General features: G+C 45.0%; 8 protein-coding genes. 7 read left to right on the top strand and 1 reads right to left on the bottom strand.

Annotated elements, in window-relative coordinates:
- Positions 1 to 24: 24 nt before the first annotated feature.
- The 3 genes from ACXAD8_RS19150 to ACXAD8_RS19140 all read left to right on the top strand — a co-directional run bounded on the left by ACXAD8_RS19150 (position 25) and on the right by ACXAD8_RS19140 (position 7884).
- Positions 25 to 3735 (top strand): PKD domain-containing protein, encoded by a 3711-nt coding sequence (locus ACXAD8_RS19150; RefSeq protein ID WP_475231556.1) that lies wholly within the window; start codon positions 25 to 27, stop codon positions 3733 to 3735.
- Positions 3736 to 3744: 9 nt separating this feature from the next.
- Positions 3745 to 4020 (top strand): hypothetical protein, encoded by a 276-nt coding sequence (locus ACXAD8_RS19145; protein WP_475231555.1) that lies wholly within the window; start codon positions 3745 to 3747, stop codon positions 4018 to 4020.
- A gap of 1365 nt (positions 4021 to 5385) precedes the next feature.
- Positions 5386 to 7884, top strand: coding sequence for a leucine-rich repeat domain-containing protein (locus ACXAD8_RS19140; RefSeq protein WP_475231554.1), 2499 nt, complete (start codon positions 5386 to 5388; stop codon positions 7882 to 7884).
- A 559-nt stretch (positions 7885 to 8443) separates the two neighbouring features.
- On the opposite strand, the gene ACXAD8_RS19135 is transcribed toward ACXAD8_RS19140, so the two are convergent.
- Positions 8444 to 9469, bottom strand: a complete 1026-nt coding sequence (locus tag ACXAD8_RS19135) for an IS110 family RNA-guided transposase (RefSeq protein WP_475231553.1) — start codon at positions 9467 to 9469, stop codon at positions 8444 to 8446.
- 462 nt (positions 9470 to 9931) lie between these two features.
- Here ACXAD8_RS19135 and ACXAD8_RS19130 point away from each other — a divergent pair, with 462 nt between their 5' ends.
- From ACXAD8_RS19130 to dbpA, 4 genes are all read left to right on the top strand, one after another.
- Positions 9932 to 10207, top strand: a complete 276-nt coding sequence (locus tag ACXAD8_RS19130; RefSeq protein WP_475231552.1) for a helix-turn-helix domain-containing protein — start codon at positions 9932 to 9934, stop codon at positions 10205 to 10207.
- Positions 10208 to 11489: 1282 nt separating this feature from the next.
- Positions 11490 to 12836 (top strand): M16 family metallopeptidase, encoded by a 1347-nt coding sequence (locus ACXAD8_RS19125; RefSeq protein ID WP_475231551.1) that lies wholly within the window; start codon positions 11490 to 11492, stop codon positions 12834 to 12836.
- On the top strand, positions 12820 to 14208 hold the full coding sequence (locus tag ACXAD8_RS19120; protein WP_475231550.1) for a M16 family metallopeptidase: 1389 nt from the start codon (positions 12820 to 12822) through the stop codon (positions 14206 to 14208). Before ACXAD8_RS19125 ends, ACXAD8_RS19120 begins: the two co-directional genes overlap by 17 nt.
- Before the next feature lie 140 nt (positions 14209 to 14348).
- Positions 14349 to 15728, top strand: a complete 1380-nt coding sequence (gene dbpA, locus ACXAD8_RS19115; protein ID WP_475231549.1) for an ATP-dependent RNA helicase DbpA — start codon at positions 14349 to 14351, stop codon at positions 15726 to 15728.
- Positions 15729 to 15753: the final 25 nt, after the last annotated feature.

The raw sequence follows: 15753 nt of genomic DNA, 5'->3' as shown, positions 1-15753 counted from the left end.
CAGTTTTAATAACAAGGATTTGATATGGCCATACATCAATTATTTGCTCATCTTAATACAAAAAAGGTCTCAGCCATTGCAAGTGTCATACTTTTGGTCACTGCATGTGGTGGATCAGACAGTAGTACCTCACCTCCTGCACCGACACCCAATGTAGCCCCAACCGTGAGCGCAGGCTCAGACCTATCGGCTTTGGAAAATACCGAAGTGACGCTAACGGGATCAGCCTCAGACGCAGACGGCTCAATCAGTGAATATCAATGGACTCAGGTAAGTGGTCCCAGTATTGCGTTTGCCGATACCGCCAGTGCCTCATTAACTTTCATTACACCTGAGGTTTCTGAAGATAGTGCAGCCGAATTGATGTTAACCGTCACAGATAATGACGGAGCCCAAAGTTCTGACACGATGAACCTGACCATTGAAAACAAGAATCTGTCTCCTCAGGTGGATGCAGGTAACGATCAAGTTGTCGCGGAAAACACCAATTTTACTGTCACAGGTACAGCGTCAGACCCCGATGGCGATATCGCAAGTTATTCATGGAGCCAACTTAGCGGGCCTACTATTAATTTGGGTGATGCAAATACTGCAACGTTAGCCCTTATGGCTCCCGAAGTCACAGTTGATACTGTTGCAGAATTACAATTGACCGCCACCGATAACGACGGCGATTCAAGCACAGATTCTTTATTGGTCACGATAGAAAATGTTAACAAGCAGCCAACAGTAACCGCACCATCAACCTTAACGGTCGACGAAAATACCCCTGTTGAATTAACGGCAAGTGCAACCGATATTGACGGCAGTATCTCGCAAGTTGCGTGGACACAAGTCTCTGGCCAGCCTGTTACCATCAGCAATTCAGACAGCCTATCCGCCTCTTTCACCGCGCCCAATGTCGCCGCCACAACAGAGCTAACCTTTCAGGTGACAGTTACTGATAACGAAAATGCCACAGCTGAAACATCTGTCGCCGTTCAAGTGGTGAATGTCCCTTTATTAATCAACCAAATCTCATCCTCTTTCGGCGTAGAAGGGGATGAAATCACACTGACTTCAGATGCGGTCTTAGACAGTGAAGGGACAGTGGTATTAGCTAATACGGTGATTAGCGGAACGGTATCAGAAAGACAAATCACCGTGACACTTCCTGTTGGTGTTAAATCAGGCCCTATTCGAATTCAATCTGGAGATGAAGAGTCTAACGCCCTATGGTTTACAGTGTCAGAAAATGGACTGATTACCCACTCTGAAGACAACATCATAGTAGGTGATGACGGTGTCGAAAATATCACCGACTACCTGATCGTCGCAGTATCAGACGAAAATGATAATCTCGAAAATGCACAAAGATTAGCCTCGCTAGTCGCGGGTGAGGTGGTTGGACGCGTTGACGACATGAATTGGTGGCAAATCAGCGTAGACGTTAACAACCTTGACGAACTTGAGCAATTCGAAAACACACTGCTTGCAGACGCTACAACCACATCGGTCTTCGTCGATACAATTTCAGAAGAAGATACCATTGACTGGAGTCAGGACCCAGATTTGGGAGAACAACGCTCTCGAAATAACGTCGAGGAAGGTGCTCAACTTTATGAAGAATCGGTCAGTCTGACTGAAGACGGGAAAAAGTTGCCATTTTTTATGGCAATAGGGGTATCTGAGCGTGGCATTGACTTTGGATTGTCCGATTTCTCAGAATACGCCGAAAATGCTTCATCAGCAAATAATGGCATTACCATTTTTAGCGAAAATCACTCATCAAGTGAAGGTGACAGACCACCGGGATCTCATGGCAGTAACGTCGTAGGGATAATTGCCGGTGAGATCGGGGACGCCGGTAATGCCGGGCTACTAAGTGCATTATCAAGTTCTCACAGCGGTGCAGCAATCGTTGTTAATTCGTCAAATGGCCGAGCCACTATAGGCAGTAGATTCGCAACAACATTAGCAATGTTGGAAAACGGCGCGAAAGTCATCAATTGGAGCTGGGGGATTCATCGAGGCATTGGTACAGACACGAATAGTGACGGTGACATTTCTCGGACTGAAATAACCGCTGGCGCGATGCAGTGCAATGGACAATTTACTGACAATAATATTCGCAACCAAAGATTGTTTAATGGCTACAATGCACAATTGACAAGGTTTTTTGAAACGTTAGGAAGTAAATATCCTTCGGCGGTTATTGTGACATCGGCGGGTAATGGTTCTACAGATGCAGGAGATACTGATAATCGCATCCCCAGTGCCTTCGAGAGTGACCAATTAATTGTGGTTGGTGCTCACAGCTCTGGCGGAAACATTTCATCAACGGTTACAGAAGACGCCTTTCATGCTGACTCAAGTAGAACCTTAGGAGACGGCACTAACCTACCGGGATGTTTTGGTGGTGCAGATACAGTTACCGTTAAACGCGCATACTATTCAAACTATGGGGAACGTGTAGATATCACGGCGAGCGGCACTATTGTTGGTTTTCAAAACAGTACGGAAGCTGGCACTTGGGGTACATCCTATGCCACGCCTATCGTGACCGCCACGGTTGCATTGATGCAGTCTATCAACCCTGCTCTAACGCCAAAACAAATCAAAGAACACATACGAGCTTCTGCACTCCCTATTTTCAATGAAGTGGATTTGGCGTCGGGATCGTCTGTTGTAACTCGCGCGTTAACTGCTGATGAATCGGCGAGTAACGCCGGTTCTGGCGCTAGACTAAATGTTCAAGGGGCGATTCAGTCCGCACTCGATTCGGTAGATAGTTCAACACTGTCTACAGGGCCAAGAGAAACGGTCACCATCGGAACAAGTGATGCTGAAGTCGTTAGACGGGTGGAAGTGACGATTCCTGCTGCGGGTGAAGTTTTTGATAAAGTTGATGTAGTATTTTTGGTGGATGTTTCCTCCAGCTACGATGACGATATCTCCACCTTCCGATCACAGGCTTCAGAACTATTTGCCGCATTTAGAAGCTCTGGTAATGATGTACACATCGGTATCACCAGTTTCAGTGACTTTCCCGTAAGTCCCTATGGTAGTTCTTCTGACTATGCCTATCGCCTTGACCAGCCACTAACGGACGATTTGACGTTACTAAATACAACCATAAACTCACTGGAAATTCTCAACGGAAGTGATATACCCGAGAGCCAACTAGAAGCATTATTTCAATCATCGCGAGCCAATGTGGGCTGGCGCGATGGTGCACTACCTGTGATGTTCCTCGCGACGGATGCCAGATTCCATAATTCGGATACTGACTCAAACTACCCCGGTACGGGTTATACAGCGACGTTAGCCGCACTTGAGGCTAGAAAAGTATCAGTTTTCGGTCTTCAATCGGGCGGATCGATATCTGATGTGATTGAAATCACAGATGCGACTGGTGGCGCGGCGTTTAACCTGTCTAGAAACAGTTCCGAAATTGTTGCTGCTGTATTGTCAGCGTTGGATCAAACGGAACAAGACCTCTCTATCAAGTTAGAAGCGGTAGGTGATTTTGGGGATACAGTACAGTCAATCATTCCGGTGGGAGTTTCCGACGCGCAAAGCGGAGACCCGATTACCGGCGTAAATGCCGGTGATACGGTGAGTTTTGATGTGACTTTCTCAAAAGGAAACTTCAGCGCATCTGGCACAGTTACTGTGGCATTTAGGCTGCTTGTAAATGCCGATGATGTTGCCACAATTCAAGAAATTCCCGTCGTTCTAACGATTTCTAACTAGGAGTAAGAAATGAAAGCTTTATTAATAACACTCGCATTGACTGTTGGTGCAACAACACATGCTTTGGCGGACGAATGCAAAGTCACCAACACCAACGAAAAAAATGAATATATTGTGGCTAACAACAGTGAAGAACCCATTGGCTATATCAGTCCCAACGAAAACGGTACGTGGTTTGTTTGGATAGATAACCTTGGCGCAGTGAATCAGTCTTTTTTAAACAAAGAAGAAGCGCTGCAATACCTCTGTCTCAAAGCAAAAGATAAAGGTCAAGAACACTATTGATGCAATTGGAATAGAAAGCGCATTGTTGGAATGTGCTTAAACTATTTCAAAACGAAACTGTAGACAGGCTCGCTCGTGCGGGCCTGTCTTGTTTGTGCGCCGGGCATGGCGCGTAGTGCCTAGACTGGCGCTGTTCGATTCACTGTGGTGGTGAATTGATGACTTGGAGGTGAAAGTCCTCTGCACACCCGGCAAGGGGAAGAGCTAGCTGAACGGCAAGGGTGTTCATCGTGAGGTGAAATCTGAAGGAAGCCGAAGGCAAAATGCTGGCCTGACGAACAGAAATCGGCTCAGGCGTTATTGCAGGGTGAGGTAGCGCGAATTCCCCCGGGAGGTCTGGCAATTTGCCAAGCGCTACCGTCATCGTGAGATAACGAGATGAGTTGTCAGAATTCAGCAGAGGCCATAGTAGTTTGGTTTAACCGATTGAACGAAGGGCTGAATCTGCCATGAGTAGGTAAGTCAGATATATACTCTGAGCGGGTCGGATGCACAAGTTTCGTGAAGAGCGAAAGCCAGATCAGAAGTTGTGAGCCGGAAGTTCATGATGATGCTTTGGTGCTTAGATTACGTAGGCGTTATATCATACGAAACAACACTCGATGACAAGGTAGTTGTCATTAGGCAGAAACCGCCGTGGTACGGAACCGTATGCCCGGTGGTGTGAGAGGACGGTGAGAGTGTTCTCACCTCCTACTCGATTTAGAACTTGAGCAATAAAAACTCTTTTTAGAAACAATCGTGATTCAGCAACGGTTTAAACTCATCCATTACACCACGGCGCGAACATAATTCAACCAGTTCTGGTAAATAAAGTCCTTGTTCCTATACAAAGTGTTTTTTCTTTTCGGGGACTCCACATAAAACGCTTATGGTCCAGTTACACATGCACAACGACAAAGAGTACGGCTTTACCATTCAGGAGAAATTAATTCTCACTTCAAATAACATTATTGCGCACGAAGTGTTATTTCCGTGTTCTAACGGGATACCTCTGGCCGTAGTTTTTGGAGGACACGAGCTCTTTGTGAATTACAGTGTTGTTCTGTGTCAATGCGTGACAGAAATGCAGAGCCAATTATTGATCGATAATGACGTCCAGATGTTGTTTTTTAAACTTCAAACCAGAACAAAAGAGCTTTAAGTGGAGTTGATACAGAGTTAATATTCATTCGCGCTGAAGTTGTCGTTAAACGCTTTTTGGCAAAATCATTTGATCACATTGGAAGTGCACTTTCCACTTGTTTTATTTTTTTCAGTAACAAGCCGCTTAGGATGCGGCAAATAAAGAAATAATAAATTAATTCAGATTCTATTTTCTTTAGTGTAGATTGTAATTAACACATTGAAGCAGGGAAATGACTCATGAAAACGTATCACACGAAGTTCTTTTTACACGGACTCGGATTTTTATTCACTATGATACTGCCATCTTTGGTACAAGCAAATACCAAGCACGATTTTGACGGAGATGGTTTTGCCGATTTTGCAACACGCAGAATAGAAAACTCGACTTGGTACATTCTGAACTCTTCAGGCTCAGATATTTACACCGAAAACCAAGACGGAATTACCCGAAAAGCATTTGGACTTCAATCAGGTGATATTCCCGTTTCTGCCGATTATGATGGGGATGGTGTAACTGATATCGCTGTAAGGCGAGCCTCTAATTCAACATGGTACATATTTAATTCCTCTGGTGTTGACCCTGTAACTGGATATTCTGACGGCATTACGCGAAAGGTCTTTGGGATGCAACCAGAAGACATCCCAGTTCCAGCAGATTATGATGGAGATGGAAAAGCTGATATCGCAGTGCGAAGAGCTTCAAATTATACCTGGTACATTTTGAATTCATCGGGTATTGATGCCATCACCAATTCATCAGATGGTATAACTCGAAAGGTCTTCGGTCGAAATGAGACGGATTTACCTGTACCTGCAGATTACGATGGAGACGGAAAAGCTGATATTGCGTTTAGAAGAGGCAGTAACTTTACATGGTATATACTCAATTCCTCAGGAGAAGACGGCATTACAAATAATGCAGACGGAATTACGCGAAAAGTGTTTGGTCGACATGAAAGTGATATCGCCGTTCCTGCAGATTATGATGGCGATGGTATTGCTGACATTGCGGTTAGAAGAGCACTTAACTACACTTGGTATATTTTGAACTCATCAGGCGTCGATCAATATACTGGTAAGAATGACGGAATCACTCGAAAAGTATTTGGCAAGAATGAAAATGATATTCCAGTGCCTGCCGATTATGACGCTGATGGCAAGGCCGACATTGCCGTCAGAAGAGGAGCAAATACGACCTTTTATGTATTAAATTCGGGAGGAACAAATTTCAATTCGGACAAATCTGATGGCATTCAGCGTATTCGCTTTTCACTCGAGGCTACTGATATACCCTCGGCAGCGACAATAAATACAAAACTCGCCATGCTTTCGTCCTTCTCAAACGATGGCGACAATGATGAAGTGCCGCAGGAAGGTACAGTTATTGATTTTTCCGCGTTTGAAGACACTGCGCTAGGCAATTGTGTAAAAGCATCTGACATCACGATCGTGGAGTTACTCGAGAGTCTTTCATGCACGAACATGGGCATTGTCGATCTCAGTGGGATTGAACAACTTCAAGCTTTAAATTCACTTAACCTCCACCAAAACTACATTGCAAATATCGATGCTTTGGCTTCGCTTAATGCGTTGGAAAGTTTAACTCTGAGTTCAAATGCTATTACTGTTGTTCATCCAATCGCGTATTTAGCAAATTTGAAAACACTTAACCTCGATGACAACCAAATGGAGGACCTGTCGCCGCTACATTCGCTATATGAACTCAACGAATTGCGTTTAAACAATAATAACATTTCGAGTCTGAATGGGTTCGAAGTCTTATCTCAGTTGACCACCCTGCATTTAGCTAACAATCTTGTCAATGACATATCTCCCATTGCTAGTTCCTATCAATTAACAACACTTAATCTAGATAGCAACCAAATTGAAGAGTTGGAACCGCTTGAAAATTTAACAAACCTTAGAGATTTGGATCTCAGCAACAATCTTATTAGTGATATATCTGTGCTGATTAACCTTGTTAATCTAAATGCCATTGACTTGCGTGGCAACAATTCAATCGCGTGTGAAGCTTTGAGTAATTTGGAAACTTATTTGCAAAATACCGACATTCAAAACCCAACTGATTGCTCAGATGACGAAAATGAACCTCCTGTATCCGATGGCAATTTGGTTACTTCAATATCAGATATTGAAGGAATTTGGTTAAATGCTGACTTGGAAGAAACTGGCACTGTTTCCTATTCAGTAATTGACTCGCAAGGAAATTCCAGAAATTATGAATACTACCAGTCTTTGGGCTGCTATACGCTAGATGAAAGCATTGAAAGTACCGTTGTTAAAAATGATGACGGCTCATTTACTATGACTTCATATTCAATCCTGTTTGACAATTTTGAGCAAAAACTAACCTCTGACTCAGCCATTAAAGCGACTTATTATGTTTCAGACACCACACTTACGGGATACATCGACTATCTTGATGTCACATTTAATCACTTTTTTGGGGAGGAGCTATACTCTTCCGAAAGAACATTTTTGCAATATTCAGATCCTTTCAACTACACAATAGAGATATACTTGAATGATGAACTGTTCGCCAGTGCCCAGATGTCATATGAATCTGATGTTTGGCAAGTTTCTAACTTTTATGCAGTCGATGGCTACGATTATATAGAGCAAGATTGGCTTGATTCAGGGGGGGTTGAAGGAATATTGCGTTCTACCCGATATTCTGGGTCTGAAGAGGACTTTACTCCATTGTGTGATTTGTAACTTTACTCTCACTTAGCACCCGCTCTCTCGTTTGTTAACTTTGCTTGTATTGAGAAGAGAGCGGGTTGAAAAAGAAAAAAGGAACACAATCGTTTTTAGTTAAATCACTTAGGGTTTTATTCCCCGCCACTTGCGAATAACATGGACATATATGGACGCTTCCCGGTTGTCAAACCGTTTTTAACCCTTCGCGCTGCTAAGCAGTGCGAATATTCTGTCACTCTTTGTCTCCTGTCTGCCACTTAAAGGTGTACGCGCATCAATTGGTTTAGTTCTGACATATATTCAGGCTCTCAAATAGAAATGGTAAAGTCATTTCTGGCCTCTGATGAACTCCGTACCTTATCACCTTTAAATACAACCACGCGGATTTGAAATCCGTGTTCCAGTCTGGCTTCGATGAGGCAGGGCTGACCGTTTATTTCATCTTTCGTTGACTAAACAGGACGGGTAATTCAGGTGTTATCCCGTATCAGACCTTCCACTACAGCCACACAGGTTTGACACCTTTGTCCAGGACGGAATTGAGTCTGAACGGGATAACGTAACTACTCTCATATCAGGCCGCCTTTTGCGCTTTAATTTCACAATAACGTTCCTGCCTGGTGAGTAATATCCAGATCAGTCGCGCCAGACGATGCGCCATCGCCACAGCGACCTGATTGAACGGCTTTCTTTTGCGTAAGTGATTGGCCCATTGCGACAACACGTCTTCTTTTCCGGCCGCGCGGCTAACCAGCGCTCTGGCACCATGCACCAGTTGTTTACGCAGATAACGGTCACCTCGTTTGGTGATGCCGCCCATTTTGTTGATATTGCCGGAAGCATGCTGTTTGGGAGTTAATCCCAACCAGACAGCAAACTCTTTAGGGTTGTTAAAGGCCTGACCTTTATCAATCGACGCAAGGATGGCTGAAGCATTAATGAAACCAATGCCCGGAATGCTCATCAAAATCCGGCCTGATTCACAACTCTCTACAAAGCGCTTCAACTGCCGTTCAATTTGTTTAATACGCGACACTATGAGTTCATACTCACTCAGGAAATCCGTTGCCATGCTTTGCAGGTTGCAGCTGTATTTGGGGTCATTCATCACCTGAGCCAGTGATTCAGAAAACGCCTTATGTCCGCTACTAAACACAATGCCAAACTCACTGAACAATCCTCTGGCCTGATTACTCAACGCAGTTTTGTTTTTAACCAGCCGCTCCCGAATACGATGCAAACAGCATATCTCCTGCTGATATTCCGTTTTAATCGGGACGAACCGGATATGCGCTCTTTGACTCGCTTCCACAATGGCAAACGCATCGTTGTGATCGTTCTTGTTTCCCCTGACAAACGGGCTAACATGTTGGGCCGGAATAAGTTTGACATCATGGCCCAGCTTCGAGATTTCCCGCCCCCAATAATGTGCTGAATAGCAGGCCTCCATGACGACGGTTGTAGGCGATTGTTGCCTCATGAAGTCCAGCAACTCTGCTCGTTTAAGCTTTGTATTAAACTGAGGTTTTATATACTCATTAACTCCACAGGCCTGAAAAACATTCTTTGCCAGATCAACACCAATTGTTCTAAGCTTCATAGTCGGACGCTCCTAATGTAAATAGTTTGCTTGAAAACACTATTTTGGCGCATTGACGCCGTATTTGGGAGCGTCCATCTCATCAGCCATCATAAAGGACGAAGAGCCACTTCAGTACAGTTTCCATACACTCCAGATTGTGCAAAATAGATGCTTCATTTAGCAAACTCAGGAAGAGTGAACATGCCAAAAGCTAGGAAGGCACAAATCAGCCTTGAAGATACGTCCTTCAACAAAAATTTAAAACATGGAGGCTTAGGGGCGTTAGCTGTCCATTGAGCTGTTCAGCAAATTGACAAAGTTCACTTACATGTTAACCTCATCCAATTGATCTTCTAATGAGAAATATTAACTTCTACCGTACCGATAATGGAAAATGTCCTGTTGAGGAGTTCCTGGACTCTTTAAACGGTAAACAAGCTCAGAAAGTCGTAAGAGAGATTATTTGCGGAGGAAATCAAAATGAGTGATCTTCAACAATATGTAGTTGAGCGAAAAAGCAACGATTCCGAATTTGCTGAAAACTATAATGAAGGATACCAAGCGTTTAAATTTGGCGTATTGCTTAAAGAAGCGCGCAAAAGTGCAGGTCTAACACAGTTGGATCTTGCAGAAAAACTACACACTCAAAAAAGTGCAATTTCGCGAATTGAAAATCATTCTGAAGACGTGAAGCTATCAACGTTAGAGAAATTTGCGACAGCTTTAGGAAAAAAGTTAGAAATAAGGCTGGTATAGTGAGTAGTTTCAATGCGTCATTGGTGAACTTACTCTGCAAATCTAGGGCGAGAGCATAAATGCTCATTTTGTGACCACAATATTCGAAAGCTAACTATTTCTACTTTTAGATGGAGCTAAACTGATTTGTTTTTGGTTTCAGTAAGGTCAAAACTTGCCCGAAGTGCTAAACCCTATGTCGCTTTACGCGCAATAAATTGCGACATCAGTTCAAACAACGATGAGAGGTATCAGGGATAGAGTAAATGCCGATTTTGCAGGAGCAAAAATCGTCATTTGCAAACGATAGTGTCATAATTTTACAGCAGTATCACATGGACAGTGCATTACTCTGCTAAGATTTTTCTTAGGGGCGCTCCCCTAAAACCCCCTTTTGCCCATGGCGCGAGAAAACATAAGCCTCAAGTGCAGAACCAGAAAACCGTCAAAGAAAGCACATCCCTGTACTTGCATCGACTCTGGCAACATCCTTGTTGCCAATCTTCAGGTTTTATCTGCACTTTAGCCTTATCTCGCGAATGGGCCTGATTTGACCGGACTTCGAACAATACAACGACTGGTTTTTCAACAAAGTTTGAATGAGGGGTCATGTTTAAATTTGATGCAGAGCTAAATCGTAACTCGGACTTACTCCCTTTTACGCGCAATAAACATCGACATCAGTTTAAACAACGATGAGAGATATCAGGGATGATATCTCAATCAATGCCCAGCACATGGATGTGCTGTCATTGATGGTCGTCGTTGTACTGATGGCGAAGTTTATGCTTTTGCGCGTCAGGGGCTGCGGGGGATTCTTAAGGGGGGCGCAGCCCGGTCCCCTTAAGGCGCTGTCGGCGCCCCGACAATGACTTCAATCAAAGGATAGTGGTTGAATTAGACAGCGGCGCCGAAAAAATCTACCTGACAGCAAACTCAGCTAAGGGATCTGAAGGTTGGTCGATAGTCCCTATTCAATACTCCAGGGTAAATCTAAATTAATTAGCTTTTTGCTTCGGTGGGTACAGGCTATTTTCGAATACTGCTCAAAAAACTTTCGCGAACTCGCTCTATCCGCAAATTTAGACTTCACATATCAAAAGCGTGCAAAAGGGTAATAGGAGTCAATCAACCCGAATTATCGACAGTCTTGTCGTGACACTCAGCGATCGAATAAACATATTTTCCAACCTCAGAATGCAATTAACACTTTTAAACACAATTTACAAAGTCTAACAATTCCCATCTGGCGCAATCCAGGCTAAGGTTTTGCTTTCTGACAACAATAAGGCAAAGGTAAGCCATGCTTAGACGATTTTGTACCCGAATCGGGCTTATGCTGTTAATGGGTCTCACACTTCCATTACAGGCAGAAATGTCGCCCGACGATATCACTAAATTCACCCTCAAGAACGGTATGACCATCATGGTGATGGAAGACCATTCAATTCCCAACGCCAACATGTATATCTTCTGGAAAGTGGGCTCCCGTAACGAATACCCCGGAACCACAGGTTTGGCACATTTTTTTGAACACATGATGTTTAATGGTGCGAAGAAATACGGCCCCAAAATGTTTGACCAAACCATGGAAGCTAACGGCGGGGCCAACAACGCTTATACCAGTGAGAATTTGACGGTATACACTGATTGGTTCCCGGCTGATGCCATTGAAGTTATGTTCGACCTTGAAGCCGACCGTATTCAGCATTTGGCCTTAGATCCCGAAATCGTAGAAAGTGAACGCGGTGTTGTCACCTCAGAGCGCTCTACGGGTCTGGAAAACAGTAACTTTCGCACCATCTGGGAAGAAGTTAAAAATGCGGCCTTTCGCGCCCACCCCTACAGCTGGCCTGTCATTGGTCACGCTTCGGACATAGAGAACTGGACCATGGACGACCTCAAGTCCTTCCACAAAACCTTTTATGCCCCCAACAATGCCGTTACTGTGATTGTGGGCGCGGTGGATACCGAAGAAGTTAAGCGATTGGCTGAAAAGTATTTTGAGCCGATCCCGGCACAGGAGCCACCCAGAAAAATCCACACGGTTGAGCCGGAACAAAAAGGTGAACGCCGCGTTTATACACAAAAACCATCGGTCACCAGTGCCAATATCATGATGGGCTTTCACATGCCGCCCAACTCCCATGAAGATTACTACCCACTGCAATTGCTGAGCGACATCTTATCCTCTGGCAACAGTTCTCGTTTGGTGCGGGCTTTGGTTTTTGAGCAACAGGTGGCCGACAGCATTTCCACCTTTGCATTCGACAGCTTTGATCCCAACCTGTTTTATGTTTACGGCGTAGCCAGCCAGTCAGCGGATGCTGAAACCCTGGAAAAAGCCATCATTGCCGAACTGAACGCAGTGGCCAAAGACGGCATCACGGAAAAAGAACTGCAGAAAGTGAAAAACCAACGTCTGGTGAATTTCTATCGCGATATCGGCACCATTAATAATCGCGCCGATATGTTGGGCCGTTACGAACTATTCCACGGCGATTACAAGAAGATGTTTAGTGCGCCACAAGACTTCGAAAAAGTGACTGCAGAGGATATTCAGCGGGTGGCAAAAACCTATCTGATAAAGCGCAACCGCACCGTTGGCATTTTAGATTCTAAGGAGGACAGCCATGAAAACGATCTATAAAACCATATTGGTTGTTGCGCTGTTTCTCAGTCAACAGGCGCTCGCCGCATACAGCTTGCCCGAATACCAAAAAACTACGCTGGAAAACGGTTTAACCATCTATCTGATGGAACAAAAGGAAGTACCGCTAATTGATGCCACAGTGGTATTTAATGTCGGTGCCACCCGCGATGGTGATCTGCCGGGTCTGGCCACCATGACCACCGAAAATATGTTGTTTGGTGCCGGCGAGTTGGACAAAAACAGCTTCGAGGAAACGCTTGAGTTTGTGGGTGCAGAAATGACCACGGGTGTGTCATTGGACGACAGCCGTATTTCAGCCTCATTTGCCAAAAAGGATCAGGATAAAATTCTGAAGCTACTAGCCGATGTAGTTCAGGCTCCGGCCTTTGACGCTGAAGAGTTCGACAAATATAAAACCCGTTATCTGGGTAACCTGAAACGCCAAAAAGAAAGTCCGCGCAATGTCATTGGTGCCTATTTTAACCAGCAAATTTTTGCAGGACATCCATATAGCAGTCCGGTGGGTGGTGATGAGACTTCGGTAGAACAAGCCGGGCTTGAGCATCTGAAATCTTTCTATACAGGTTGGTTCCGTCCAGAAAATGCTGCACTGGTGTTAGTGGGCGATTTTGACGCAAAAGCCATGTTAACCCAGGTTAAATCTTTATTTGGGAACTGGCAAGGCACGGGCAAAGCCGCCCAAGCAACGGCTTTTCCAACCGTCTCCGGCTTTGAGAAGAACCGGGTTGTTCTGGTTAATAAAGACGATGCCAGAGAAACCACCTTCTTCATTGGTGGTCAGGGCATCGCCAGAAGCAATGAGGATTTTGTGGCATTAAGCGTAATCAACACCGTTCTGGGTGGCCGCTTTACGTCCTGGCTAAACGACGAACTGCGGGTTAACTCAGGGTTAACCTATGGTGCCAGAAGCCGTTTCGATGCCATGAAACACGCCGGCAGCTTTTACATTTCCACCTTTACCGCTACAGAAAATACTGAGGCGGCCATAGATTTGGCTCTGAGTACTTACCAGCGGCTGTGGGAACAGGGTTTGGATGATGCCACGCTAAAATCCGCCAAAGCATATGTAAAAGGGCTGTTTCCTCCCCGTTATGAAACTACCGGACAACTGTCTGGATTATTGGGGGATATGTTTGTCTACGGCTTTAACGAAAGTTTTATCAATAACTTTCAAAGTAATGTCGACAAACTGGATGCCAAAGCCAGCAAAGCTCTGATTAGCAAATACTTCCCACGTGAAAATCTGCAATTTACCATTATCGGTAAAAGTGCAGACATCAAAGAGATAGTGAAAAAGTACGGCGAAATCACCGAAGTTAATATCACTGCGCCGGGTTTTTCATTGTAAAAACCCACAGTCGTTTTACCCTTTCTTGAGCCCGGTTCGCCGGGCTTTTTATTTTAAATTTGTACCTGCCAGCAATAATCGGGATAATTCCCGGCAATTGCTCCTAGTGATTTTCTCAATTTCAACTAAACAGGTGTCTTGTGCATAGCAAATTTGAACAACTTCCTTTAACCCCGGCGTTACACGAAGCGTTGCAAAGTCAGCAATTTACCGAGATGACCGAAATTCAGCAAAAAGCCTTACCCGAAATTCTGGCGGGTAAAGATGTGCTGGGACAGGCCAAAACCGGTAGCGGAAAAACCCTGACCTTTGCCTTGGGTTTGCTGCAAAAAACCGATACCAGCAGCTTTGGCGTGCAAAGCCTGGTGCTTTGCCCCACCAGAGAGTTGGCCGAACAGGTGGCCGAAGAGGTGCGCAAGCTAGGCAAGCGCATGGCCAACCTCAAGGTGTTAACGCTTTACGGCGGCACTGCAATAGGTCCGCAAATCCAATCATTACAGCACAGCGCCCATGTCGTTGTGGGTACGCCAGGCCGCATCATGGATTTGATTTTGAAAGGGCATCTTAACCTGTGGCATGTCAAAACCCTGGTGCTGGACGAAGCCGACCGGATGCTGGATATGGGCTTTGAAGAAGAGATGACCACTGTGATTCAGGAAGTGCCCCAGGATCGCCAAACCCTGTTGTTTTCAGCCACCTTTCCTGAGAGCATCAAACGCATCAGCCAGGCCATCCAGAATGCGCCGATTGAAGTGGTAGTGAAAACCACTCACGACAATAAGAAGATTGAGCAGCTGTTTTTCGAAGTACAAAAAGAACACAAAACCAAAGCCACTGCCGCCGTCTTGTCTGAGTATCAGCCCGAATCCTGCATCATTTTCTGTAATACCAAAATCGCCTGCAAGGAGCTGGCCGACGATTTGCGAGACATGGGCTTTAGTGCCATTGCCTTAAACGGTGATTTAGAACAAAAAGAGCGCAATCAGGTGATTGCCCGTTTCAGTAATCAAAGTGAGCTGATCATGGTGGCTACCGATGTAGCCTCCAGAGGACTAGATATAGATGGCGTTAGCCTGGTGATCAACTATCAGGTAGCCATGGAATCTGAAGCCCACATTCACCGTATTGGCCGAACCGGCCGGGCCGATAGTGAAGGTATGGCGGTAACATTGGCAGCACCGGAAGAAGTACACTTTGTTCGTGCTATAGAAGAGTTACAGGGACAAAAAGCCCAGTGGAAAGGCATCCAGGCCCTGCGCTTTCACGCCAATCGAATTTTAGAGCCAAGGTTCCAGACAGTGGCTATTGATGGTGGTAAAAAGAATAAATTGCGCCCCGGCGATATTCTGGGTGCCCTGACCCAGGATGCCGATATTCCCGGAGATGACATCGGCAAAATCAAGATTACCGCCACCCATTCGTTTGTCGCGGTGAAAATACGCAGTGTTAAGCGCGCCATTAATTACTTCAAAGAAGGCAAAATTAAAGGCAGACGCTTTAAGGCCAGAAAACTCAGTTAACCCCAAAACGAAAACAACGCTCGGC

This window comes from Planctobacterium sp. AWH2_060 (assembly GCF_056158425.1).
This window is presented reverse-complemented; position numbering and strand designations above follow the sequence as displayed.